This is a genomic window from Streptomyces sp. NPDC025833, from assembly GCF_055558055.1.
Genome location: NZ_JBVHNF010000004.1, coordinates 189,694 through 212,862, shown reverse-complemented (window position 1 = coordinate 212,862; position 23,169 = coordinate 189,694). Strand labels below are relative to the sequence as shown.

The 23,169-nt window shown below is 71.0% G+C and carries 20 protein-coding genes, 1 tRNA gene and 1 pseudogene; 9 read left to right on the top strand and 13 right to left on the bottom strand.

Going from position 1 to position 23,169, the window contains the following annotated elements:
• Nucleotides 1-86: 86 nt before the first annotated feature.
• Together ACZ4K2_RS08380 and ACZ4K2_RS08375 are read left to right on the top strand one after the other, a co-directional pair.
• Nucleotides 87-1,019, top strand: a complete 933-nt coding sequence (locus ACZ4K2_RS08380; protein WP_467470823.1) for a hypothetical protein — start codon at nucleotides 87-89, stop codon at nucleotides 1,017-1,019.
• Between the two features lie 633 nt (nucleotides 1,020-1,652).
• Nucleotides 1,653-2,135 carry a DUF5994 family protein gene (locus ACZ4K2_RS08375; protein ID WP_467470821.1) on the top strand — a complete coding sequence of 161 codons (483 nt, stop codon included), beginning with the start codon at nucleotides 1,653-1,655 and terminating at the stop codon, nucleotides 2,133-2,135.
• 70 nt (nucleotides 2,136-2,205) lie between these two features.
• Here the strand turns inward: ACZ4K2_RS08375 and ACZ4K2_RS08370 are convergent, their stop codons facing one another.
• The 9 genes and pseudogenes from ACZ4K2_RS08370 to ACZ4K2_RS08330 all read right to left on the bottom strand — a co-directional run bounded on the left by ACZ4K2_RS08370 (nucleotide 2,206) and on the right by ACZ4K2_RS08330 (nucleotide 11,272).
• On the bottom strand, nucleotides 2,206-2,553 hold the full coding sequence (locus ACZ4K2_RS08370) for an STAS domain-containing protein (protein ID WP_467470819.1): 348 nt from the start codon (nucleotides 2,551-2,553) through the stop codon (nucleotides 2,206-2,208).
• Between the two features lie 74 nt (nucleotides 2,554-2,627).
• Nucleotides 2,628-2,946, bottom strand: a pseudogene (locus ACZ4K2_RS08365) (DUF5994 family protein); the annotation flags it as partial.
• A 94-nt stretch (nucleotides 2,947-3,040) separates the two neighbouring features.
• Nucleotides 3,041-4,234 (bottom strand): PP2C family protein-serine/threonine phosphatase, encoded by a 1,194-nt coding sequence (locus ACZ4K2_RS08360; protein WP_467470818.1) that lies wholly within the window; start codon nucleotides 4,232-4,234, stop codon nucleotides 3,041-3,043.
• Nucleotides 4,235-4,363: 129 nt separating this feature from the next.
• Nucleotides 4,364-4,876 (bottom strand): DUF5994 family protein, encoded by a 513-nt coding sequence (locus ACZ4K2_RS08355; RefSeq protein WP_467470816.1) that lies wholly within the window; start codon nucleotides 4,874-4,876, stop codon nucleotides 4,364-4,366.
• Nucleotides 4,877-5,036: 160 nt separating this feature from the next.
• Nucleotides 5,037-6,107, bottom strand: coding sequence for an STAS domain-containing protein (locus tag ACZ4K2_RS08350; RefSeq protein WP_467470815.1), 1,071 nt, complete (start codon nucleotides 6,105-6,107; stop codon nucleotides 5,037-5,039).
• Nucleotides 6,108-6,940: 833 nt separating this feature from the next.
• Nucleotides 6,941-7,537, bottom strand: a complete 597-nt coding sequence (locus ACZ4K2_RS08345) for a DUF5994 family protein (RefSeq protein WP_467470812.1) — start codon at nucleotides 7,535-7,537, stop codon at nucleotides 6,941-6,943.
• 276 nt (nucleotides 7,538-7,813) lie between these two features.
• Entirely contained in the window at nucleotides 7,814-9,067 is a 1,254-nt protein-coding gene (locus tag ACZ4K2_RS08340) for an HTTM domain-containing protein (RefSeq protein WP_467470811.1), read from the bottom strand.
• The gene (locus ACZ4K2_RS08335) at nucleotides 9,057-9,650 is read right to left on the bottom strand and encodes a DUF5819 family protein (protein ID WP_467470809.1); all 594 of its coding nucleotides are present in this window, start codon (nucleotides 9,648-9,650) and stop codon (nucleotides 9,057-9,059) included. Before ACZ4K2_RS08335 ends, ACZ4K2_RS08340 begins: the two co-directional genes overlap by 11 nt.
• Before the next feature lie 257 nt (nucleotides 9,651-9,907).
• On the bottom strand, nucleotides 9,908-11,272 hold the full coding sequence (locus ACZ4K2_RS08330; RefSeq protein WP_467470807.1) for an ice-binding family protein: 1,365 nt from the start codon (nucleotides 11,270-11,272) through the stop codon (nucleotides 9,908-9,910).
• A 307-nt stretch (nucleotides 11,273-11,579) separates the two neighbouring features.
• On the opposite strand from ACZ4K2_RS08330, the gene ACZ4K2_RS08325 reads away from it, so the two are divergent.
• A complete protein-coding gene (locus tag ACZ4K2_RS08325) occupies nucleotides 11,580-12,128 on the top strand; it encodes a DUF5753 domain-containing protein (protein WP_467470805.1) in 549 nt (182 codons plus the stop codon).
• 359 nt (nucleotides 12,129-12,487) lie between these two features.
• Nucleotides 12,488-13,462 (top strand): magnesium transporter CorA family protein, encoded by a 975-nt coding sequence (locus ACZ4K2_RS08320; protein WP_467470803.1) that lies wholly within the window; start codon nucleotides 12,488-12,490, stop codon nucleotides 13,460-13,462.
• Nucleotides 13,463-13,949: 487 nt separating this feature from the next.
• Here ACZ4K2_RS08320 and ACZ4K2_RS08315 read toward each other — a convergent pair.
• Together ACZ4K2_RS08315 and ACZ4K2_RS08310 are read right to left on the bottom strand one after the other, a co-directional pair.
• A tRNA-Arg gene (locus ACZ4K2_RS08315) sits at nucleotides 13,950-14,022 on the bottom strand.
• A gap of 324 nt (nucleotides 14,023-14,346) precedes the next feature.
• Complete coding sequence (locus tag ACZ4K2_RS08310) at nucleotides 14,347-15,624, bottom strand: M6 family metalloprotease domain-containing protein (protein WP_467470802.1); 1,278 nt, start codon at nucleotides 15,622-15,624, stop codon at nucleotides 14,347-14,349.
• Nucleotides 15,625-15,901: 277 nt separating this feature from the next.
• Here ACZ4K2_RS08310 and ACZ4K2_RS08305 point away from each other — a divergent pair, with 277 nt between their 5' ends.
• Both ACZ4K2_RS08305 and ACZ4K2_RS08300 read left to right on the top strand, forming a co-directional pair.
• The gene (locus ACZ4K2_RS08305; RefSeq protein ID WP_467470800.1) at nucleotides 15,902-16,558 is read left to right on the top strand and encodes a TetR/AcrR family transcriptional regulator; all 657 of its coding nucleotides are present in this window, start codon (nucleotides 15,902-15,904) and stop codon (nucleotides 16,556-16,558) included.
• A 262-nt stretch (nucleotides 16,559-16,820) separates the two neighbouring features.
• Complete coding sequence (locus ACZ4K2_RS08300) at nucleotides 16,821-18,359, top strand: MFS transporter (protein ID WP_467470798.1); 1,539 nt, start codon at nucleotides 16,821-16,823, stop codon at nucleotides 18,357-18,359.
• A 28-nt stretch (nucleotides 18,360-18,387) separates the two neighbouring features.
• On the opposite strand, the gene ACZ4K2_RS08295 is transcribed toward ACZ4K2_RS08300, so the two are convergent.
• Nucleotides 18,388-18,897 carry a MarR family winged helix-turn-helix transcriptional regulator gene (locus ACZ4K2_RS08295; protein WP_467470796.1) on the bottom strand — a complete coding sequence of 170 codons (510 nt, stop codon included), beginning with the start codon at nucleotides 18,895-18,897 and terminating at the stop codon, nucleotides 18,388-18,390.
• Nucleotides 18,898-19,000: 103 nt separating this feature from the next.
• Here ACZ4K2_RS08295 and ACZ4K2_RS08290 point away from each other — a divergent pair, with 103 nt between their 5' ends.
• Nucleotides 19,001-19,792, top strand: coding sequence for a dioxygenase family protein (locus ACZ4K2_RS08290; RefSeq protein WP_467470794.1), 792 nt, complete (start codon nucleotides 19,001-19,003; stop codon nucleotides 19,790-19,792).
• A 13-nt stretch (nucleotides 19,793-19,805) separates the two neighbouring features.
• Here the strand turns inward: ACZ4K2_RS08290 and ACZ4K2_RS08285 are convergent, their stop codons facing one another.
• A complete protein-coding gene (locus tag ACZ4K2_RS08285; protein ID WP_467470792.1) occupies nucleotides 19,806-20,324 on the bottom strand; it encodes a GNAT family N-acetyltransferase in 519 nt (172 codons plus the stop codon).
• Nucleotides 20,325-20,517: 193 nt separating this feature from the next.
• Between ACZ4K2_RS08285 and ACZ4K2_RS08280 the strand changes: the two genes are divergently transcribed.
• Entirely contained in the window at nucleotides 20,518-21,516 is a 999-nt protein-coding gene (locus ACZ4K2_RS08280) for a sigma-70 family RNA polymerase sigma factor (protein WP_467470790.1), read from the top strand.
• Nucleotides 21,517-22,165: 649 nt separating this feature from the next.
• A complete protein-coding gene (locus tag ACZ4K2_RS08275; protein ID WP_467470788.1) occupies nucleotides 22,166-23,077 on the top strand; it encodes a TetR/AcrR family transcriptional regulator in 912 nt (303 codons plus the stop codon).
• Nucleotides 23,078-23,169 lie beyond the last annotated feature (92 nt).

The following is a 23,169-nucleotide window of genomic DNA, read 5'->3' as shown; positions in this document are numbered from 1 at the left end:
GAAGCGCTGTGCTGAGCTGAGGTATCGTCACCGGCCGGCAGAGTGCGCTCCCCTTCTCCCGGGGGGCGGTGGAGGGGGACGGTTCGATGGATTCGCAAAAGCGGTCCCGCCAACGGCGCGAGCGAATCGACATCATCGCCGAGTGGAGTCGATCCGGAATCCTGGAAGAGCGCCGTCGACTGCTCATCGAGGAGCAGTTCGCGGAGCGGGTGGCACGGGCCGGTTCCCGGTTCTTCGTCCCGCTCCCGCTGACTTATTCGGATGACCTCTGGTACAACACGCAGGTCTCCTTCCTGCTGGAAGCCTTCGACGCTCTGCCCCGGCGACCGGACATCGCCTTCGACTCGGTATGGAAGGTGCTCGAGAAGACCACTGGCACGTGGTTTCCGACCCGTATGAACATCACGGACGGGCTGGGGCGTCTGAGTACTGACCCGCGTCTGTCCGGCTCGGTCATGGAAGCGTTGCTCGGCGACGTCCCCAGCCAGACCTGCGGGTACCTCTTCAAACGGCTCATCACCCGGGAACCGGCCGCAAGCAGCGCCCGTGCACGTACGAGGTTGTCGAACGGCTACGGCCCCGGAGATGCGCTGCCTGCCGAGATCGGAGCCTTCCTGGCCCTCGTCGAGGAGAAGTACGCCGCCCCGGACACCGACACCGCCCGTCGCGGGGCTGCCCTGCTCCGTCGGGCCTTGACGGGGGAGACCCTCGATATCGCGGGAACCCGGATCGGTCTCTCGCTCCCTGCCCGGCTCCGTATCCTCCTGTGCGGCCTGCTCTACACCGCCCGCAACGAGCGGTTCCACGGCGAGTCCTTCTCTCCCTTCTACAGCAGCGCCGCGAGCATAAAGACCTACACGCACCCGCATTACCTGTTCCTCGCGGCCTACGCCCTGGTGCACTTCCTCTGGGCGCACGGTGGCCGTCCCTATGCGCCATCACTGGAAGCCGTCGAGGAGAACACGGTCATCAACCTCCGCGAAGCCCGCACGCTCTATGCCCGCCACTGGACGGGCTGAGCCCAGGCCTCCGGTATTTCCAAGTACTCCCCCTCCACCCAGCCCCACGTAGCACAGCAGTGACCTCGTTCCGAATCCCCCCACCCCGCGGACCACGAGATAGGTGTGTGACACATCATGCTTCTAGCGTCGTCGGGGCCCAGAAAGCCCCGCGGAGGCGGTCACCTCCCGGGGGACGGCCGACGCCTTGGGAGCGCCGACATGCCGAACGGTACAACCACCCGCCCTTTGGTCGACATCCCGGCCGAGCTGTTGCCCTGCCTGCGGATCCCGCACCTCGGAACGCTGACCGACGACCGGGCGCGTGGGGTGGCCTGTCGGTCGGAGTGCGTCTGGCCTGGGAAAACACCACTCCGTGGCTCTCCAGTGCTCACGGGGCTTCCCGACCTCATGTGTGCTGGATGGCCACCGGACGAGCCGTCGCACGACGCCGAGGGAGAGCCGAGGCACGCCGGGTGATGGACCGGCGGGTCCGTGCCGCCTGCACCGCCCGCTACCACCGAGGGTTCCCTCGGGGGAGGGGCGAGAGGGCAGGCGGTCTTGCAGACGTCGGTGCGTGTGGCGCCAGGAGTAGCGTGGGAACTGCGGGGCGGAGTCCCGCCGTCGCACCGGTCCTACAGACGGGTGGTCAGCATGACCAGCTCGGACACACCACCTGTTCCCCGGCGTCTGCCCAGTGGCGTCCACGAGGCCGTGCGGCCGGGATGTGCGCTTCTCCGGCTGGAGACGACCGAATCACGCAAAGGCGTCCTCGACGGCGCGTGGTGGCCGCGCTCGCGCGACATCGGCGCCGAGCTGCCCGCCCTGTTGAGTGCCCTCGTCGCCCACCTCGGCCCCGTGTCCCGTGTGGGGCTGGATGCCACCGCCTGGGAGGGCCTCCCGACGCGTATCGTCGTGGACGGACACGTGGTGCACGTCGATTCCTTCCCGGTCGGTGACGACACGGTCCTGATCACCCGGGGCGACCGGGACATCTTCTCGCTGCTGGTCGTCCCGCCCGGCGCGGCACCGGATGCGGCCCGTGCCGCGATGGCCAGGGCGGTCCGGGCGGACAATGTCAGCGACGCGGAACAGATCCTCGTCGACACGGGGAGCGGGCGTGGTTCTGTGGGCTGACGGGGCGGCGCGGGGCGCGGCCGGCGTACGGATCGACCGGCGGGCCGTCCCCTGGGCGCTTCTGTCGACGTCAGGCTCGCTGAGGGCGCGCCCCTCCCGGCCTCATCGGGTAGAGCAGACCATCGGAGCCCGTGTCCATGAGCAGTCGTTCGGTCTGCGGGGAGGGGTGGTGCAGCTGAAGGAACGCCTGGGCCTCGGCGGCATGCTCCGACACGTCGAGGAAGACGCGCAGGCCGCTGTCGTCACAGCGGTCGACGGTGGTCAGATCGACGTCGATGAGGGTGATGCCGTCCCGCAGACACTGCTCCAGAGCGGCGCGCACCCGGGGCGCGGTGGCGGGGTCGATCACACCGGCCAGGGTGACCAGGGCCCGCGCCCCCCGGTCGTGCCGGTAGATGTTCAGCCGCGGAAGAGTCATGACGCCTCGGTTCGGATGCTCGTCGGATCCTCGGGTGCTCCAGAGCCTGCGTCCACGCCCCGGGCTCGCGTCGCCGGGTTGACGGCGATACGGGTGATGCGGCCCCACACGGGGTCCAACACGTCGGTGAGCGCCGGCAGTTCACTCGCGAGGTCCCGGGACCGTGGCCACCAGGCTCCGTCCAGCAGCCCGCGGGGGGCGCCGACGGTCTTCAGCGCGAGGCGCGCGGCCGGGGCTGCGACGGGCTCACGGTGCGGCAGGCTGGGGTAAGAGGTCGCCGACATGGTACGGACCCGTCTCCGGGGCCACCTGTGCGACGGCCCGGGTGTCGTCCTTCGCCGGGGACGACCCGGCGTGGAAGCCGGTGTGCGAGATGCCCTCGGTACTGCCCACACTACTCCGCGTTCACGGGCGGCGAGGGGAAGTGGTCGCACGGATGTGTGGTAGCCGCCGCCGTTGGACGGTGACGGACGCCGGGGAGGCGAGGTCAGCTGCGCCACTCCACCATGAGCAGCGTCGCGTCGTCGCTGGTCTGTCCGCCGCGCGCCCGCTTGAGCGTGTGGGACAGGGAGCGCGTCACCGCCCGGATGCCGCGGCCGGTCCTCTCCAGCCGGTTCACACAGTCGATCAGCTGGTCCTCCCCGAACTCCTCCCCGCCGCTCTTGTGTTCCTCGACCACGCCGTCGGTGAAGCAGAGGACTCGGTCTCCGGGCACCAGCCCCAGTTCGCTCACCCGAGGCTCCGAACCGCCCAGGCCGACGGGAAGGGTCGTCGGGGCGACCAGACGCTGTGCGACGCGGTGCTCGCGGACGAGGATCGGCGGCGGGTGTCCGGCGTTGACCCACTGCACCCGCCCCGTCGTCGTGTCCAGCTGCAGCATCTGCGCGGTGACGAAGTGCTCGGGACCGAACTGCTCGGCCACGGCGCGGTCCATGAACGCGTAGATCTCCGGCAGTCCGATGCCGGCGCGGCGGGCGTGGCGGTAGGCGCCGATGGCCACGGTGGCCATCGTGGCCGCGTCCAGTCCGTGGCCCATCGCGTCGATCATGACCACGTGGAGGACGTCACCGTTCAGCGCGTAGTCGAAGCTGTCGCCGGCCACGTGGTAGGCGGGTTCCAGGATTCCGGCCACGGCGACCCGAGGCATGATCATGGCCAGCGGCGGCAGCAGGGACCACTGGATCTCCGCGGCGACGCTCATCCCCTGATCGCGTCGGACGTCGAAGAACAGGTCGGAATAGCCGTGCTTGGTCACCAGGAGGTCGGCCACCAGGCCGGAGATCCTGAGCAGCAGGCGGCGGTCGTCGTCATCGACGCTGTCCAGCGTCACCGCCATGACCCCCACCTGGTCACCGCCGTCCAGCAGGGGCAGATGGACCCGGACGCCGTCCTCCCGGGGCACCTCGACCGGGACGGCGTCGAGAAAGCAGCGGCCCGCCTCGGAGTCGTCGATCACCTGGGGTTCCCCGCCGACGAGTCCCTCGCCGGGCAGCGGCACGAGCACCAACTGGCCGTAGTCCTGCAACAGCACCTGCGGACGGCGGCCACCGAGCCGCTCTATCACGTCGGCGACCAGGGGCCCGATGAGATGGGGCGGGAGTTCGTGCGCGCCGTCCAGGATCTTTCCCAGGAGCGCTTCCCCGAAGCTCTCGGACCGGTCCGGGCGCCGTCCTGCCGCCATCCCCTCACCTTCCGCGGTCACGCTTCGGGAGGGAGCGGGCCGGAATGACAACGGATCTGTCGGTGCCATGGCTCCATCATGCGGTCGTGAATGCCCGGCCCGCCGGTCGAGCGAGGCCGGCCGGGCTGCTCACCTGGGTCCGGCTCCTCCTTCCGACTCCCATGCGTCCTGTCCGTCGGGGCCGCTCTCGGCGAGTGCCAGCAGGCGCGGAGCCGACAGCGGGTTCGCGGGGTCGGCAGCGGCGGTCAGCAGCCGGGTGGCCACTCGGGCCGGCTCGTCCGGGGGTATCACCAGCAGTTCCCAGCGCCCCACGGTGCCGCAGTCCACGGTGATGGCATGCGCCTCGGCGGCGGAATCGGTCAGCACCACCTCGATGACGTGGCCGGGTGCCATCACCTTCTGCGGGGCGCCGGGCCAGGCGGCCGTCCCCACGGTCACGCGGGTGGTGGTGCCGATGCCCGGATCCAGGGAACCGACCAGCGCGGGCAGCTCCAGTTCCAGTGCGTCGCAGCGCGGCCACCATGCGCCGTCCAGCGGGCCATGGCTGACGTCCGGCGTGAGGCGCAGCCGGGGCGAGGGCATGCGGTAGGAGTGTCCGTCACCCGGCGCCGTAGCCTCGGCGGGCTTTGTGATGGCGTTCATCGTGCGATCCCGTTCCGGGCCGTGCGGTTTCCGGCTGCCCGTGTCGTGTCACTCGCCGGGAAGGGCGCCGTCGTCATGGTGCGCCCGGAAGTTCTCGGTATGTCCCAGACTACTCCCGGCTGTGGCAGGCGGTGTGGCGCGCAGCCACCACACGGTCGCGTCACCGGTGTGCCAAGGGCTGTCCTTCGGCGGACAAGGTCAGCACGCAGGGGGCGACGGCGCCGCGCAGCCCCAAGACCTCACCCATGTTCTGCCAGCCCCAGGACGAGAAGGCGGCTTGTCCCGCTCGGTCGGCAGGATGCAGCAGGGTGACCCCGAGGGAGGAGTGCAGGTCTGTGAGCAGACGCTGTTGCAGCCGGCGGGCGATGTCGCGGTGCTGTGCGTGCGGATGGGCCACGACCTGGGTGAGAACGACGAACCGTGCCCGGGAAGTGAGCCGCTGGATGACCTCCTGGAGCGTTCCGCCGCCCTGCCGGCCGTCAAAGCCGTCAGAGCCCGCCGGGAAACCGAAGGCGCAACCGACCAGCACCGTCGTCTCGGCGACCAGCAGGGCGAAGCCGGGGCGGTGGGCGGTGACCGCCAGGCGGTGCAGGAAGTCTCCGCGGTCGTGGTATGCCTCTCCGGCGGTGCCCGCGACGGACTCCGCAGCCAGGTCGGCGATGTCCTCGCGCATGTCTTCCGCCTGCCGGCGGGTCAGCCGGCGGAGGCGGATACCGTCCCGGAGAACCGGCCGGTCCGGCCGACGGCCGGGGTCCTCGGGCGCCCGCGTCGCGGTACTCACGAGGTCGCCTGACGCGGTGGGCGGCACGGGGCTCACGGGGGCCGCAAGGAGCAGCGAAGTCGATCCGGTGGCATCGAGGAGCCGGGCGATCTGAGCGCACGGATGGTGCAGCCGCAGGCGAGCGTGGACCCGGCCGGCGCGCCGAGCTGCCGACAGGAGGACGTCCAAGCCCCTGGCGTCGCAGGAACCGACCGTGGTCAGGTCGATGTCGATCTCGGTGACGCCGTCCAGCAGGCACTGCTCCACCGAGGCCCGTAGCAGCGGCGTGGTGGCCGGCCCGATGGTGCCGACAAGCGTGACGAGCGTTCGCTCTCCTCGGTTCCGCCGGTGGACGTCCAGCCGGGAAAGGGCCACCACGTCTCTCCTCGGCGGGGTTGCGAACCCGCGCAGGCGCTCCGCTCGGCTCCTGCCGTGATGAGTTCGCTGAGTTGTCTCGACCGCGGCGGACATGGTGCCGACCCGTCTCCGCGCCGACCACGGGGGCGGCCCGGATTCACTCGTCTCTCGCCGAGGACGACCCGGCGTGGGGGCCGGAGTGCGCGATGCCCTCGGTACTTCAACCGTACGCCGGCCGCAACCGGAAGCGCCTGCGTCGAAGGACGCGCACCTCACAGCCGAGGGCCGGCGGGGTGAGGGCGGGAGGCCACCCCGCCGCTGCCCTGTCGCGGCGGATGCCGCGGGACGCGCGCCGGCTCCGGGACCAGCACCGGCCGCCGCGCAGTGCCCTGGACACAGCACAGCGCTGCCGCCCGCGATCGAAGCCGGACGGCAGAGCGGGTGGACGAATTGAATGCCAGCTCACTTCCGAACCCGCACGCGACGCGACCTCCGCTCACCGGGTCTCCGAGCCCGTCCGGGCGAAACGTCCCACGCCGGAAGGATTCGTTCCCCGAGTGCAAGCCGGCTTTCGCAAGGCGTTGCGGACGCCGGTCGGCAGGGACGCGTGGGTCTCGGCGGCGTGCCGTGACACGTCGAGGAAGACGCGCAGGCCGTTGCCGTCTCAGCGGTCGCCCCGCCCGGTTCGGGCCCGGGTGAAACGCCGGCGCGCGTCGCCGTGGAGTGAGCCGACGGTGCCGGGGCGCGGCCGGGCGGACGGCGGGGAACCCGGATGATCACCTGTGGTGCGTGGTACGGCTGGGGTCGCGGCGGCCGGGCCGGGGGCTGCTGTACCGGTACGCGGCGGTCCTGCCGGCGTGCCGGAGCCCGGGCCGGTGGATCACGCCGCCTGTGCGGCGAGGACCGGGAAAGCGATGGCCGTCAGGAAGGCGTTCACGGCGGCCACCTCACATACCGATGATCAGCCGGCTGACCGGCCCCGGCCTACTGGTCTGTCCCGGGACGACCGCGGACACCGCCGCGGCGCCGCCCTCGTACTCCCACGCCTCCTCCGGTCCCAGCGGCCGGTCGGTGGCCGGGACGCCGTGCCGGGCCTCCTCCGCGGCGATCAGCGCGCTCGCGGTCAGGGGCGGGCCGTCGTACTGGGACGCGGCCGCCATCAGACGGGCCGCCGAGTCCGCTCCGGTCTCGGGCGGGACGACGAGGAGATCCCAGCGGCCGGTGCCGTAGGAGAGCAGCAGCAGCTTGTGCGGGTCGATCTCCGGCGTGAACCAGCCGGCCTTGACGATGTGCCCGTTCACGGGGATCTTGCGGGGGATGACCGGCCAGTGCTCCGGGTTGACGGCGATACGGGTGATGCGGCCCCACAGGGGGTCCAACACGTCGGTGAGCGCCGGCAGTTCACTTGCGAGGTCCCGGGACCGCGGCCACCAGGCTCCGTCCAGCAGCCCGCGGGGGGCGCCGTCGGTCTTCAGCGCGAGGCGCACGGCCGGGGCTGCGCCGGGCTCACGGTGCGCCAGGCTGGGGTAAGAGGTCGCCGACATGGCACGGACCCGTCTCCGGGGCCACCTGTGCGACGGCCCGGGTGTCATCTCTCACCGGGGACGACCCGGCGTGGAAGCCGGTGTGCGAGATGCCCTCGGTACTGTCCACACTACTCCGCGTTTCCCGGTGGCGAGGAGCGGCGGCCCCATGGAGTGGAGTGCCGGCCTGGTGATTCCCCGGCAGTGCCTCGGCGAGTGCCGGAGTCCCGCGGACTGTGTTCCGGCGCCTGGTGCTGCCATCCGGCGCGCGGGAGACGTCGCCGTTCCGCGGGGAGTTCACGAGTGGGGCGGTTGCTTCTTGATGACGAGTCCGCGCGGCTTCCGCCGCGCCACCGTCGGGCCGGGCGGCGCACCGGCGTGACCGCTCGCCGGGCCTGACACCGGTCTGTACTCCGGCCGGCCGGCCGGGAGGCCGCCCTGCTGGGGGACGGACCCGAGCCCTGTTCCCTGCCCCGGCGTCGGCACGTCGCGTCGACTGGCACCGCGCCGAAGGAGGTGAGGCAGGAATGTGAAGAAGCGGTCGGGAAGGAACACGGCGTCCGCGACGATCATCGTGCCCGAGAAGAGCGGCAGTCCGAGAACCACGGCGATGGCGACGTGCATGCCCAGCAGCACGGCCAGGACGGGGTACTTGAGCCGGCCGAAGAGCACGAACGGAAAGGCGACCTGGGTGAGAACGGTCAGATAGCCGACGACCGCCATCGCGAGCGGATACCGGTCCATGGCCTGGGAGAGCACGGGCCACGGCTGGAAGAGTTCCAGGTTCAGCACGTAGTGCAGCGCGCTGCCGTCGTCCCAGAAGGAGCCCTGGACCTTGTACAGACCAGCCGATCCGTACAGGACGCAGACCTGCGCCGCGATCACGAGGACGCCGCAGTTGTGCACCACGGTGACCAGCGTCCGGCGGGCCGCACGCAGGTCCTGCGCGACAAGGCCGCGCGTCCGCGCACCGTCCGTGCGCGCCGCCTTGATCCGCTCTCGGCGTGCGTCCAGCGACCAGCGCCGACCGCACGCGGTGAGCACGAGGTAGAGGGTCATCAGGAGCAGGAGGTTGTCACCCCCGTCCGTCATGAAGATCGCCCTGGCGTGGAAGGAGACCACGACGGCGGCGAACAGCACGGACGTCGCCCGGGTCCGCCAGCCCAGCATGAAGAGCACGGACGTCAAGAGGGCCAGCACGTAGCAGAGCTCGAAATAGGCACGGCTGTCCGACAGGATCAGCAAGCTCCACCAGCCTGTCTGGTCGAAGAGCTGTGCCGCCAGTGCGCGTGTCCACGGGGAGTCGGGACCCCAGATTTCGTACCGGTGGGGGAACTCCCGCAGGAGGAAGGCCAGGTAGAGCAGGCCGTAACCGATCCGCAGCACCGACGTGCCGTACAGGGACACCGGTCGTCCGGTGAGAAGGTCCCAGGCGCCCTCGGTCCGTGCGAGGAGCAGACGGTGGACGGTGGCAGGGGCCCCTGCCCCGCCCGCGGACCCTCCGGGTACGGCCGTGGTGGCCGGGAACTCGCGGATCTGCTCATTTCCCATGGGGGGTCACCTTCCACCAGGGCAGGAGCCGGTTCTCCACCGGCGTGGCCGGCCGCCGCCCGGCCGCCGTGCCGGGCGGCGCGACGGGTGCTGTGACGACCCGGAGCTGGATGAACTCGAACGTGCCTCCGCGGTGACCTGCGACGCGGTCCGCGGTGATGTTGCTCAGGTACTTCTGCATCATCACGGCCCGCGGCGAGCGTGCCGTGTCGTCAGCGCCGTGTGTGTCGACGTAGGAGGTCCAGGCACGGCGCAGGAGGTTCTGAGCCGTGTGGCTGGGAAACGGGTCGTGTTCGACGGCGGCACGGTCCAGGGCGGTCAGGTCGATCCACGGGCTGACCCGCGTCGAGGCGTCGGGCCCGGTGTGCGCGGTCCTCGCCCACACCCTGCGGTTGACGGAGTCGGGATTGGGTGCGAAAAGCCGCCAGTTCTGCTCGAAAAGGGGGTACACCCACGCGTCGACCTGCCGGCTGTACCGCTGTGAGACGGAATTGGGAGGCGCCACATGAAGGAAGACGGCACCGAGATGAACCAGGGTCGCCACCAGGCACATCAGGACGGCGGCGCGCAGTACGGCTCTCACGGCTCTGGAACCGAGGGACTGCTTGCCGGGTGGGGCAGTGTCTTGCCGCCACTCTCCCGAGAGCGGGGCGACGGCATGGCGCCGTCGGCCGTCCCGCACGTGCGCTGAATCAATTCCGCTGGACACCGCCCACCTTGCTTTCCCATGCTCGCTGCCCGCGTCAGAGGCTTTCCGTGGACCCGCATCGGCGGCGTGCGGCGGAATCGAGGGATCCCTCCGCACGCCGCCATCCGGTGTACGGGCTCGCAACCTGCCGACTAGCTGTCGTGGCCTTCCTGACCGTCGGACTTCGGCGCATTGCCGTAGCCGTAGTGGCCGTAGTGGCCGTAGTGGCTGACGTCGCCGTAGTCATGGCCGTTGTCGCCGGGACGATCACCATGGCCGTGGTCCGGCTTGCCCGGCGCACCCTGATGTTCCCCGCCCGGCTTGCCGTTGTGGTCATGCCCGCCGCCATGGTCCGGTCCGCCGTGCTCGCCCGGCTTGCCATGGTGTTTGCCCGGTTGGCCGCCGCCTTGCTGACCCGCCGTGTTGCCCGCGGTGTTACCCGTGGTGACGTTGTTGCCCGCGGTGTTGCCCGTGGTGACGTTGTTGCCCGCGGTGTTGCCCGCGGTGTTCCCCGATGTGTTGCCCGAGGTGTTCCCGGCAGTCGCGCCGGCCGTCACGTTGACGATGGGGCCGCCCAGGACACCACCGCTGACCAGGCCGCCGGTGACCAAGCCTCCGCCGACCAGGCCGGTGGTGCTGCCGGTCGTCGATCCGGTGGTCGTTCCGGTCGTGGTGCCCGTCGTGGTACCGGTGGTGGTACCGGTCGTCGCTCCGCTGGTGGTACCGGTCGTCGTGCCGCTGGTGGTACCGGTCGTCGTGCCGCTGGTCGTTCCGGTCGAGCAGGAGTTGAGGAAGATCCGGTTGGTGTCGAGCGTCACGGCGCCGTTGCGGGCCAGTGCTCGTCCCTCGATGTTGGTCCCCGTGGTCACGTGGATGTCCGTCAGAGCCATGATGGTGCCCACGAAGGTGGAGTTCGTCCCGAGGGTGGCCGAACTCCCGATCTGCCAGTACACGTTGCACGGCGAAGCGCCGTTCGTCAGGAGCACCCGACTGGAGGACGCCGTCGTCAATGCCTCCGGAATCTGGAACACCCAGACGGAACTCGGGTTCCCGCCGGCGTCCAGAATCAGATCGCCGGTGAGCCCGACGCCGGAGGTGGCGGTGTAGACGCCCGGAAGCAGCGTGGTGCCGTTGCCGATGCCCGCAGCGAGTGCGAAGTCCGTGGCCTGGCCCGCCGCATCGTTGTACGCCGTGACCAGGTCGGACTTGGCCTGAAGCGCCACGGCGTCGGCGGCGTGCACAGCGCCGAGCACCTCGCCGGGCGGGAAGCCGGTGATGGACGGGTTGGGGTGCGTTCCGAGGTCGTGGCTGATCACCGTGGGGCCGGTGTTGGTGACGCCCGCGCCCGCGAGAACGGAGAAGCTCGCCGTCGTGGCCAGCGGTACCGGCGTGGCGATGGCGACTGCCTGAGTAGGTGACAGGACGACCATGGCGGCGGCGACCGTCGCGGCGAGGGTCGAGGCCAGCACGCCGGAGACAGCGCGGCGGCGAGCCATTTCAGGGATCTTCAGCTTCATCAGGAGGCCATTTTCTGTGGGGGCCGTGGCATGCCGGGCCCTAATCAAACACCCGGGGAGCCTTGATCTGGTCGTGCATATTACGGAGGAATCTCCCAGGCGCCGCAGAAAACGTGTGAGAGTCGTGGGTTTTGGGAATTGAGTCGCCGAATGCAGGGCAATCATGGGGTATTCATATATCCGCTCACCCGCTGTGGTGGCCTGGTTCGGCCCGGGTCTCCGCGCCTCCCGGCCCCCTGCCCGGACCGGTCGGCCGAGGAAAATGACAACGTCACAGTCCGCTTTTCCTGCCCTGCGCCCACGGGGCGTGGCACGTGATCGACAGGCGTCTTCCTGTGACAGCCTTCGGACCCGCCTGCTGCAGACCCCCGCCTACGCCCAGGCCGTCATCGAAGAATCGTTCCCCCCGATTACCGTCGAACAGGCCGCCCGGCGCCTCAACGTACGGCTGCGCCGCCAGCACCGGATCTACGACCCGGTCTCCCCGGTGCGCCTGCGGGTGGTCCTGGAGGAAGCGGTCCTGCGTCGTCTCGTCGGCAGCCCCGAGATCGTGCGCGAGCAACTGGAGCACCTCAACGCACTGGGGACCGAGCCCCACATCACCCTGCAGGTACTCCCGCACGTGGTGGGAGCCCACTCCGGTCTGTGCGGACAGTTCTCCGTCCTGCACTTCGCCGACAGTCCCCAGGCGGGGGTGGTGTACCTGGAACGCTTCACCAGCGACCTCTACCTGGAGAAACAGTCGGACGTACAGCACTACGGCATGTTGTACGACCACCTTCGGGCCCAGGCCCTCAGCCCCGACGACACGTGCGACTTCATCCGTGGCGTGATCAAGTCCCGCGTGGCGCCCTGACACCGCTGCTGACCGCCGGTGACCCGGTGAGACGGAAGCCCGGACGGGCAAACCCCGAGGGCCGGGCCGCTTCCGCGGTCGGGCCGCCCTTGCCCGTCGCACGACCGCGCGGTGGCCGTGGTATCGCCGCGGCTCAGGAACCGGTGCCGACGGTGGTGGCTGGGCGCCCTGCTGTAAGCCGGCCCCGGCGAACACCCGACGGGAACACCGCCGCCACGGCACTCCACGAGACACGGGTGGTGGTTCCACCATGGTCTGGTGCCCCGCCTCCAAGGCGTCCGGGGTAGCACCGCCCGTCGGGGTGCATCTCCGGCAGTGGTGTCCGCCAATGCTCCGTCGCTGACGTTAGGGTGCGCGACATGGCCCGCACCCGCCTGTACCGCGACGGTTCCCTGGTCGAGGAGGACTTCCCGGTCCGGGACATCTCCCGGCATCTGGCGGACTCTTCAGCGACCGTGTGGCTGGATCTGTACCGCCCGGATCGCGCCGAGTTCACGGCGGTCGGCGAGGAACTCGGTCTCCATGAGCTGGCTCTCGAGGACGCGCTGCACGAGGGGCAGCGGGCGAAACTCGACAACTACCGCACCCATCACTTCCTCAGCGTCTACGCGGTCGCCGTCGACCCGGACAGTGCGGGACTGACGATGAGCGAGCTCGCGGTCATCCTCACGCCGCAGGCACTGATCACGGTCCGCAAGGACGCCGCGTTCGTCCTCGACGAGCTGGTCGCCCGCTGGGACCGCACCCCGGCTCTGACAGCGCATGGGGTGGCGTTTCTGCTGCACGGTCTGCTCGACCATGTCGTCGACGGGCACTTCGCCGCCGTACGGCAGCTCGACGAGCGTATCGAGGAGCTGGACGATCTGCTGTTCGCCGAAGGCGGCCGGCAGATCCAGACCGTACAGCGCCAGTCCTACGTCCTGCGGAAAGCACTGGTCCGGCTCCGCCGCGTGGTCCTGCCCATGAGAGAGGTCGTCAACGCCCTCATGCGCCCCGACCTCGACATCGTCGACGATGCCTTGCTGCCGTACTACCGAGATGTGTACGACCACGTGCTGCGTGCCGGCGAGTGGACGGAGTCGCTGCGCGACCTGGTGGCTTCCGTGATGGAGACCAACTTGTCCGTGCAGGCGAACCGGATGAATCTGATCATGAAGAAGGTGACGAGCTGGGCCGCGATCATCGCCGTGCCCACGGCGATCACTGGCTTCTACGGACAGAACCTTCCCTACCCCGGCTTCGCACACCAGTCGGGTTTCATCGTTTCCAGCGCCGTCATCGTCGTCGTCTCCCTGACGCTGTACTTCGTTTTCAAGCGCTGGGAGTGGCTCTGACCGCACGCTCTGCTGCGTGCGGTCAGCAGAGGGGCGTTGGGAGCCGTTCCGAACGACCCGCTGTCGGCAATCGCCGCACGCAAGGGCACGGCCACCGCGCAGATCGCGCTGGCCTGGCTGCTGGCCCAGCACGCCTCGATCGTGCCGATTCCCGGCGCGGCGCAGAAGGACCGTGAGCAGGAGAGCCGGCGCGGCCGGCACCGTGCTCACCCCGGGGGACTCGGAGGAGATCACCGAGGCGGCCGAACGGGCAGCGGAGCATGTCGCCCGCGGCCCTGGCGACTCTTCTCATCCAGCCCAACCCCCGAGTGGGTGTCGAGCCGCAGCACCTGGCCGGGCCCTCGGCATGGACCACGGAGGCGTCGGCGCTCCGTGCAAGCGGTCCTCGCCTCCGCGTGCGGCTGAAGCCGCACAGGTAGTAGCCGGAGGCGGCGCAGAAGCCCTCCCGCCCGCTGGACGGAAGGGCCCCTGACCTGGTGTTCCTCTGTGCCCCCGGCAGGATTCGAACCTGCGACACCCGCTTTAGGAGAGCGGTGCTCTATCCCCTGAGCTACGAAGGCGTGCGTTGGCGTCCTGGTGGGCGCTCGGTCCACAGGGTACCGGATCACGGCGTGGGCGGGGCGGCTCCGGGGGACGTGGGCGCAGCGGGGCCCGGCACGGAGATGCCGCCGGACGCGGTCCGGGGAGGAAGTCTCGGCGGATGCGGCACGCCGGACCGAGCGCGGCGGAAGCAGGGCCCGAGCGCCGGCCTCGGCGGCGGGAAGCAGGACTCGTGCGCCGGCCTCGATCGGGAGCGGGACCCGCACGTCGGTCCCAGCGGGAGCGGGACCCCTGCGTCGGCCCCGGCGGGAGGCACGCGCCCCGGTCAGACGCCGGTGGGCCGGTCAGGTGCGGGTGATGCGGATTCGGTAGTTGTTGCCGTCCCTGCTCAGGACCCGTACCGCGATGCCGAGCCGGGGGTCCTTGAAGCTCTCGCCGGGGACGAAGGGCGCGTCGGACAGTTCCGCGTGGACGTTGGGGCTGCGGGTGCAGCCGCCGCTGTCGCGGTGGCTGTCGAAGACGGTGACCGGGCCGCGGCCGGTGTCGACCGCGGAGTCGATCCGGTAGATGAGGACGCCCGGGCGGCAGACCTCCTCGTCGTTGCCGCCCTGTGCGCGGACCTCCAGCGCGTACGTCGTGCGGCTGTCGACCGGGACCAGGACCAGTTTGCCGCCGTCCGGCTCGTACAGGGGGGTGAGGGTGTAGTCCGCGCTGCCCTTGGCCGGTGCGCAGCCGACCTGGCCGCCGTCCAGCCAGCCCAGTTTCCACTTGTGCCAGCCGAGCAGGTCGTTGTTGGCCCCCCAGTCCTCGCTCATGATGTCCCAGTGCCCGACCGTGCCCCCGCCCTCCTGCGTGTAGAGGTCGGGCAGGCCGAAGGTGTGGCCGTTCTCGTGCGGGAGCACCCGGTAGCCGGTGCGGTCGTAGGAGCCGGAGCCGTCGTCCTGGCGCGAGTAGACGAAGGAGGCGTTGGATATGCGGACGCCGTCGGCGACCGGGGCGTCGTCGTTGCCGGCGAACGTCACGGACAGCACGGTGTCGAGGGCGGAGGGGCCGGCGTTCGGGGTGACGAGCACGTTGAGCAGGTCGTAGTCCCGGAAGTCCACGGAAGGGTCGGCGGCGGCCACGATGTCCTGCACCAGGTCCCGGTACCCGGGGTCGAAGGGGGCGCCGCGCTCTATGCCGTAGTCCTGGAAACGTTTCGGCATGCGCAGCCAGCCGGGTATGGGGGTCTCGGGGCGGTAGTCGAGCCGGCCGTACGACGCGGTGCGGAACCAGTCCTGGGTCTGCGGGAAGAACTCGTGGAAGCGGTCCGTCGCCTTGCCCTGGCCGGGGGCGTCGGAGAAGTCGACCATCAGGGTCAGCGCGCGGACCGTGCCCGTGGAACGGGAGTAGCCGGGCGGGGTGGGCAGGCCCTCGGTCATCTGCACGGCCATGCCGCTGTGGATCATGCAGGGGACGAGTGCCGCGGAGCGGGCCAGGCCGGTGGGGCCGGAGGTGGTGGGCGCCGTCAGGTGTCCGGTCCCCGCCGAGGTGCTGACCGCGAGGGTCAGTGCGGTCACCACGGAGAGGGCGGCCACCCGGCGCGAGCGTATGCGGCGGCGGGGCGGCGGCTGCGGCTGCATGCAGGGACCTTTCGGGCCACGGCAGCCGCCCGTCTCCGGCTGCACCCATGCGCTCACCCTGTGGCGGCGGCGTGCGGGGCGCGCGCTGGAGGAGCCGAAGGTGGGAAGGCGGGTCGGCGGAGGGGTGAAACCCGGCGGTAGATGATTGTGGCTCAGGTCACAGTGATTCTTCCGCCGGACGGGAAATAACCGGGGACACCTTCCCCGTTTAGCCCTGTGTCCGAGCGAAACGGGGACCGAGTCCCCGGATCGCCCACCACTGTTCCGAGGAGTGACCGTGTCCGCCACGACGGCCCCCGCGACACGCAAGGTGTCCCGGCCCCGCGCCGACGCCCTGCGCAACCGGGAGCGCATCGTCACCGCCGCCCGGGAGATGTTCGTCGAGCACGGCCCGGACGTGCCGCTCGACGAGATCGCCCGCCGGGCCGGCGTCGGCAACGCCACGGTGTACCGCAACTTCCCCGACCGGGACGCCCTCGTCCGCGAGGTCGTCTGCTCCGTGATGGACCGCACGGCCGAGGCGGCCGAAGTGGCCCTCGCCGAGACCGGGGACGCCTTCGCCGCCCTGGAGCGCTTCGTGCACGCCGCCGCCGACGAGCGGATCAGCGCGCTGTGCCCCATGGTGTCCAGCACCTTCGACCAGCACCACCCCGACCTGGAGGCCTCCCGCGAGCGCATCGAGCGGCTCGTCGAGGAGATCATGGGCCGGGCCGAGGCGGCCGGACAGCTCCGGCCGGACGTCGGCGTCGGCGATCTGCTGGTCGCCGTGGGCCAGTTGAGCCGGCCGCCGGCCGGCACGGACTGCCTCCGCGGTGACCGCTTCGTCCACCGGCACCTCCAGATCTTCCTCGACGGCCTGCGGGCACCCGCCCGCTCCGCCCTGCCCGGCAGGGCCGTGCACATCAAGGAGCTGCGCGACTCCTGTCCGAACTGACCGACTAGTTCAGCCCGTACACCGAGTCCTCCCCGGCAGGGGCGGCCCGTTCGTCCCGGACGCACGGTCCTCCTCGCCCCTTCACCTTCCCGCCTTACTCCGTTTTCTCAGCATTTTTCGTCACCGTATTCCGTCACGTCTTCCGTCACCTGTCTTCCGCGACGCCCTCCGACACGAAGCCACGAAGCAGCGAAGTTCCGAAGTTCCAACGTCACGAAGTCACCGCGTCGCGAAGTCACGAAGTCCCGAAGTGGGTACCTCCATGTCCGCAACAGCCAGCAAGGCTTCCGGCGTCTCCGCCCCGAGCGGTGACGCCAACCGCTGGAAAGCGCTCGTCTTCATCGCGCTCGCCCAGCTGATGGTCGTCCTCGACGCCACCATCGTGAACATCGCCCTGCCCCGCGCCCAGACCGACCTCGGCATATCCGACGGCAACCGGCAGTGGGTCGTCACGGCCTACGCCCTCGCCTTCGGCGGCCTGCTGCTGTTCGGCGGCCGCATCGCCGACCTGTGGGGCCGCAAGCGCGCCTTCGTCCTGGGCCTGGCCGGCTTCGCCGCCGCCTCGGCGCTCGGCGGTGCCGCCACCTCCGGTCCGATGATGTTCGGCGCCCGCGCCCTCCAGGGCGTCTTCGGCGCGCTGCTCGCCCCGGCCGCGCTGTCCCTGCTCGCGGTGATGTTCACCGACGCCAAGGAGCGCGCCAAGGCGTTCGGCATCTACGGCGCCATCGCGGGCGGCGGCGGCGCCGTCGGCCTGATCCTCGGCGGCTTCCTCACCGAGTACCTGAACTGGCGCTGGACCTTCTTCGTGAACATCCCGTTCGCCGTGGTCGCCGCGGCCGGCGCCTACTTCGTCATCCGCGAGCCGGCGGGCGCCCGCAACCGCGCCCCGCTCGACATCCCCGGCGTGGTCCTGTCCACCCTCGGCCTGGTCGCCCTGGTGTACGGCTTCACCCGGGCCGAGACCGACGGCTGGGGCGACGCCGTGACCGTGGGGATGTTCGTCTCCTCCGCGGTGCTGCTGCTCGTCTTCGTGCTGGTCGAGTCCCGGGTCAAGGCCCCGCTGCTGCCGCTGCGCGTGGTGACCGACCGCAACCGCGGCGGCATCTACCTCTCCCTCGGCCTCGCCATCATCGGCATGTTCGGCCTGTTCCTCTTCCTGACCTACTACCTCCAGGTCGTGCAGGGCTACTCGCCGGTCAAGACCGGCTTCGCGTTCCTGCCGATGGTCGGCGGCATGATCACCGGCTCCACCCAGATCGGCGCCCGGCTGATGAACCGGGTCCCGGCCCGGCTGCTGATGGGCCCCGGCTTCCTGGTCGCCGGCGTCGGCATGCTGCTGCTGACCCAGCTGGAGACCGACTCCTCGTACGCCGCCCTGCTGCTGCCCGCGATGCTGCTGCTCGGCCTCGGCATGGGTACGGCGTTCATGCCGGCGATGTCCCTGGCCACCCAGGGCGTCCAGCCCCGGGACGCCGGTGTCGCCTCCGCGATGGTCAACACCTCGCAGCAGGTGGGCGGCGCGATCGGCACCGCCCTGCTGAACACCATCGCCGCCTCGGCGACCACCTCGTACGTCAAGGACCACATCGCCGGTGCGACCGCCCGGCCGCAGCAGCAGCTCGTCCAGCTCGAGGGCCTGGTGCACGGCTACACCGCGGCCATCTGGTTCGCCGTCGGCATCCTGGCGGTGGCCGCGCTGATCGCCTTCACCTTCGTCAACGCCGGGCGGCCGGGCACCACCACCGTCGTCTCCGGCGAGGGCGCCGAGGACGAGCTGCCGGTGCCGGTGGTGGCCCACTGAGCGCCCGTACGGTGATCTCCCCGGCGGCCTAGCGCAGCCAGGGCAGGTCGGCGCCCGCCTCGTCGGGCTGGAGGCCCTCGGCGACGATCCCCATGATCTCGCCGAGGGCCTGCTGCTGTTCCGGGGTCAGCCGCTCGAACAGGGCCTGCCGTACGGCGGCCACATGGCCCGGGGCGGTGCGCCGCAGCACCTCGGAGCCCTCGTCGGTGAGGACGGCGAACTGGCCGCGCTTGTCGGAGGGACAGTCCTCGCGGCGCACCCAGCCGTTCTTCTCCAGCCGGGCGATCGCGTGCGAGAGCCGGGACCGGGTGATCTTCGCCTGCATGGCCAGTTCGGTCATCCGCAGCCGGCGGCGCGGCGCCTCGACGAGGCAGACGAGGAGGCCGTAGTAGATGTGCGGCATGCCCGCGTCGCGCTGGAGCTGCCGGTCGAGGTGGTCCTCCAGCAGCATGGTGGCGTTCAGGTAGGCGCGCCAGACGCCCTGCTCCTCGTCGCTGAGCCAGCGCTGGGGCTCGGCGGGGTCCGGTGCCGTGTTCATGGGGTCCACTGTACGAGCCATCTCCTTGAATGTTGAACAAATGAGGGGTAGGGTCGAGGAACAGCTTGAGAGTTAAAGCATCTGCAAGACGCCGGGAGCCGCCATGTCCGCCACCGCCCAGGAGCGCATGCCCGCCCTGTACCTCAGCCATGGCGCGCCGCCCCTCGCGGACGACCCCGTGTGGCCCGGCCAGCTCGCCGCCTGGTCCGCCGGCCTGCCCCGGCCCAAGGCGATCCTGATGGTCTCGGCCCACTGGGAGGAGGCCCCGCTCGCCCTCGGCGCGGTCGAGACCGTCCCCCTGGTCCACGACTTCTGGGGCTTCCCCGAGCACTACTACCGGGTCCGGTACGGCGCCCCAGGCGCCCCGGCGCTCGCCGAGTCGGTCCGCAAGCTGCTGCGCGCCCCCGGCATGCCCGTCCAGGACATCCCCGGCCGCGGTCTCGATCACGGCGCCTACGTCCCCCTCGTCGAGATGTACCCGGACGCCGACGTCCCCGTCCTCCAGGTCTCCCTGCCCACCCTCGACCCGGTCCGCCTCATGGACGTCGGCCGCAGGCTCGCCCCGCTGCGCGACGAGGGCGTGCTGATCGTCGGATCCGGCTTCTTCACCCACAACCTCGCCGCCCTGCGCCACACCGGCCCGGGCGTGCCGACCTGGTCCGCCGAGTTCGACGACTGGGGGCGGCGGGCCCTGGAGTCCCGCGACTGGGACGCCCTGCTCGACTTCCTGGCCAAGGCCCCGGCCGGCCGCTACGCCCATCCGCGCACCGAGCACTTCGCCCCGCTGTTCGTGACCATGGGTGCGGCGGACGCGGGCGGCGGCCTCGACGCGCAGAAGTCGGTGATCGACGGGTTCTGGATGGGAATGGCGAAGCGGTCGGTGCAGTTCGGCTGAGTGGAGGGGCCGCCTACAGCCCCTTCTCGTACCAGGCCACGTCCCAGTAGCGGCCGAACTTGCGGCCGACCTCCCGGAACGTGCCGACGGGCCGGAAGCCGAAACCCTCGTGCAGCCGGGTGGACGGCTCGTTGGGCTGGGTGATCCCGGCGAAGGCGCGGTGCACGTCCTCGCCGGCCAGGGCCGCGAACAGGGTGTCGTACAGGAGCGTGCCGATCCCGCGCCGGACCGCGCCCGGGGCGACGTACACCGAGGTCTCCACGGACGTGGCGTACGCGGGCTTCGCCCGGTGCGGGCCGGACGTGGCGTACCCCAGGATCTCCTGTGCGGCCGTCTCGGCGGCAACCATCAGCCGGTGCGGGCCGTCTTCCCGGTGGGAGAGCAGCCAGGGCCGGCGCTCCTCCGGAGTGAAGGCCGCGGTGTCGAATGTGATCGCCGTCTCACGCACGTAGTGGTTGTAGATCGCGGTGAGGGCCGTGAGGTCACCCTCGACTCCCGGCCTGACCTGCACATCAGTACGTTCCGACCGCATCTTGCCTCCCCGTGTGGCGGAACAGGGTACTGCATGATCAGAAAAATCGGAGGGTGGGTTGGGAATTCTGTCCGGATTCCAGTCGTTGTTTCCTTCGGATGCCGGGCACTCGGAGAGAGTCCCACAGAGAGTCGCTTCAGTGCCGAGCGTTCGTCAGGACCATCCGCCAGCCCACCATCGCAAGGGAGCACGCATGGCAACCCGTGCCGTCGCCCGTCGTAAGTCCGCCACCGGCGAGACGGCCGACTCGGCAAGCAGTGTTCGCGCTCATGGCGGCGAGATCGCAGACCGCGACCTGGTCGGCATGTACCTCGACGAGATCGCGCGCACGCCGCTGCTCGACGCCGCCAAGGAGGTCGAGCTGTCCCAGACCATCGAGGCGGGTGTCTTCGCGCGGCAGGTCCTCGACGGCGAGGAGGAGTCGAAGACGGAGGCCACCGTCGAGGAGCTGGAGGCCCTGGCCGCCGCCGGTGAGCGGGCCAAGGACGTCTTCATCCGCTCCAACCTCCGTCTGGTCGTCGCGGTCGCCCGGCGGTACCCGCGCAGCGGTCTGCCCCTGCTCGACCTGATCCAGGAGGGCAACGCCGGCCTGGTGCGCGCCGTCGAGAAGTTCGACTACCGCAAGGGCTTCAAGTTCTCGACGTACGCCACCTGGTGGATCAGGCAGGCCATCACCCGCTCCATCGCCGACCAGTCCCGCACGATCCGGCTCCCCGTCCACCTGGTGGAGGAGCTGGGCCGCATCCGCCGCGTGCAGCGCGAGTTCAACCGCGAGAACGGCCGCGACCCGGAGCCCGCGGAGATCGCCGCGGAGCTGGGCTCGTCGCCGGAGCGCGTCGTCGACGTCCTCGACTGGGCCCGGGACCCGGTCTCCCTCAACATGGCGGTGGACGACGAGGGCGAGACCCAGTTCGGCGACCTGCTGGAGGACACCTCGGCGGTCTCCCCCGAGCAGTCCGTCCTGACCCTGCTGCGCAGCGAGGAACTGGACGACCTGATCGGGCGCCTGGACCAGCGCACGGCGTCCATCATCAAGATGCGCTACGGCATCGATGACGGCCGCGAGCGCACCCTGACCGAGGTCGGCAAGGAGCACGGTCTGACCCGTGAGCGCATCCGCCAGATCGAGAAGCACGCGCTGCTCGAACTGAAGAAGCTGGCCCGCGACACCGGCTTCGACGCGGCGGCGTAGCGGGATCCCGAGCGGTCCGCGGCGGCGCAACGGGCTCCGGAGCGGCCCGCGGCACGTGTGCGGTGCCGGGGCCGGGCCGCACACCGGGTCCCCGGCGCGTGGCGGGCTGGGCCGCGTGGCGGGTTCGAGCCCCCTGCGGGGGTGACGGGCCGCGCGGCGCGCACGCCGGGTGGCGGAAGACGGCGCAAACATGGCGTAGTCCCGTCGCTTCAACGGCCGGGCCCGAGGGAACAACCCTTCCGGGCCCGGAATCGGGCTCCGGGAAACGGACCGCACTCCCCACCACACCCCACAGCACACCCGGCGGACGGCCCCCGGGCCGGCCGAACCCACGTGAGCCACGTCCCGACGCAATCCCCCCCGGCGTCGGGACCTCCCAGCCGGACTTCGGCGCCTATCCCCCCCCCGGGCGCCGGAGTCCGGCTTCTTCTGTGCCGAGAGGTGGGGCGGGGCTTCCGTGCGTCCGGGCGAGAGGGCCGCTGCGGTGCCGGTTTCGGGCGCGGGCCGGTGCGGCGCGGAATCCCGACGACCGCGCGTGCTCCGCAGGTGCGGGTTCGCCCGCCAAATGGGGCGACGGCCCACCCCGTACCTGAACTCCGGGGTGAACCGCCGGATGGCAGATTCTGCCACACGGGCATAGCCTGCCCCGATGAGTTCCGCCCCTGGCCCCTCCCACCAGCCGTTTTCCGCTTCCGCACCGGCCTCTCTCACCGAACGGCGCAAGGCCGAGACCCGGATGGAGATCGCCCGGGCGGCCGCGGCCCTCTTCGTCCGGCAGGGACTGCGGGCGACCCGGGCCGAGGACATCGCCCAGGCCGCGGGCATCGCACCGCGTACGTTCTACCGCTATTTCGCCACCAAGGAGGAGGCCGTGGCGCCCCTCTACGGGGCCGGGGCCCAGCGCTGGATCGAGGCGGTCCGCACGGCGCCGGCGGGACTGGCCCTTCCGCAAGCCATGGAACACGCCGTTCGGCGCACGCTCACTCCCGGTCTCGGCGTTTCGGCCGCTTCCTGGGAGTGGCTCCGCACCCTGATCCGATTGGCCGACACCAGCCCGGCCCTGCGCAAGGTCTGGGCCGAGGTGTGCCAGGCGTCGGAAGGCGCCCTGGCGGAGATCCTCGCGGAACGGGCTGCGGGTCCGGCGGGGAGTGGGGAGCACGCGGAGAACGGGGCTGCGGGTCCTGCGGGGCGTGGGGAGCGTCCGGAGGACGGGGCTGCCGGTGCGCTCGGGGGTGAAGTGCTCGGCCGTGAAGTGGGGCCGGGGGAACGGGTGGTGGCGGGTACGGCGGAGCCCGGCGGGAGCCGGGCGGGGCGGGGGAGCGGTGCGGGGGCGGGCGGCCCCGACGTACCGCCCGTTCCCTCCGGCCCGGCACGGATCACTCCTGATCTCCGCTTCGCCGCGGCCGTGGCCGGCGCCGCCGTGCGGGTGGCCGTGGAGTCCTGGGCGGCCACGACGGTCTCACCCGCGGACCCCGGGGGCCCGGCGGCCCTGGCCGTGCGCAACCTGCGCGCACTGCGGGATTTCGCGTGGGGCGGTCTCTTGGCCGAAACCGAGCGGTAGTCCGGGAGGGAACCCGGCGGGCAGTACCAGGGGAGCGCGGAGGCGAGGACCGTGCGCCGCCTGTCCCGGCCCGCCTCGCCTCCCCGGCCCAG

Coding starts and splice junctions, on each gene's coding strand:
- ACZ4K2_RS08380 (WP_467470823.1), top strand. CDS start 87: ATGGATTCGCAAAAGCGGTCCCGCCAACGGCGCGAGCGAATCGACATC.
- ACZ4K2_RS08375 (WP_467470821.1), top strand. CDS start 1,653: ATGACCAGCTCGGACACACCACCTGTTCCCCGGCGTCTGCCCAGTGGC.
- ACZ4K2_RS08370 (WP_467470819.1), bottom strand. CDS start 2,553: ATGACTCTTCCGCGGCTGAACATCTACCGGCACGACCGGGGGGCGCGG.
- ACZ4K2_RS08360 (WP_467470818.1), bottom strand. CDS start 4,234: ATGGCGGCAGGACGGCGCCCGGACCGGTCCGAGAGCTTCGGGGAAGCG.
- ACZ4K2_RS08355 (WP_467470816.1), bottom strand. CDS start 4,876: ATGAACGCCATCACAAAGCCCGCCGAGGCTACGGCGCCGGGTGACGGA.
- ACZ4K2_RS08350 (WP_467470815.1), bottom strand. CDS start 6,107: ATGTCCGCCGCGGTCGAGACAACTCAGCGAACTCATCACGGCAGGAGC.
- ACZ4K2_RS08345 (WP_467470812.1), bottom strand. CDS start 7,537: ATGTCGGCGACCTCTTACCCCAGCCTGGCGCACCGTGAGCCCGGCGCA.
- ACZ4K2_RS08340 (WP_467470811.1), bottom strand. CDS start 9,067: ATGGGAAATGAGCAGATCCGCGAGTTCCCGGCCACCACGGCCGTACCC.
- ACZ4K2_RS08330 (WP_467470807.1), bottom strand. CDS start 11,272: ATGAAGCTGAAGATCCCTGAAATGGCTCGCCGCCGCGCTGTCTCCGGC.
- ACZ4K2_RS08320 (WP_467470803.1), top strand. CDS start 12,488: ATGGCCCGCACCCGCCTGTACCGCGACGGTTCCCTGGTCGAGGAGGAC.
- ACZ4K2_RS08310 (WP_467470802.1), bottom strand. CDS start 15,624: ATGCAGCCGCAGCCGCCGCCCCGCCGCCGCATACGCTCGCGCCGGGTG.
- ACZ4K2_RS08300 (WP_467470798.1), top strand. CDS start 16,821: ATGTCCGCAACAGCCAGCAAGGCTTCCGGCGTCTCCGCCCCGAGCGGT.
- ACZ4K2_RS08295 (WP_467470796.1), bottom strand. CDS start 18,897: ATGAACACGGCACCGGACCCCGCCGAGCCCCAGCGCTGGCTCAGCGAC.
- ACZ4K2_RS08290 (WP_467470794.1), top strand. CDS start 19,001: ATGTCCGCCACCGCCCAGGAGCGCATGCCCGCCCTGTACCTCAGCCAT.
- ACZ4K2_RS08285 (WP_467470792.1), bottom strand. CDS start 20,324: ATGCGGTCGGAACGTACTGATGTGCAGGTCAGGCCGGGAGTCGAGGGT.
- ACZ4K2_RS08280 (WP_467470790.1), top strand. CDS start 20,518: ATGGCAACCCGTGCCGTCGCCCGTCGTAAGTCCGCCACCGGCGAGACG.
- ACZ4K2_RS08275 (WP_467470788.1), top strand. CDS start 22,166: ATGAGTTCCGCCCCTGGCCCCTCCCACCAGCCGTTTTCCGCTTCCGCA.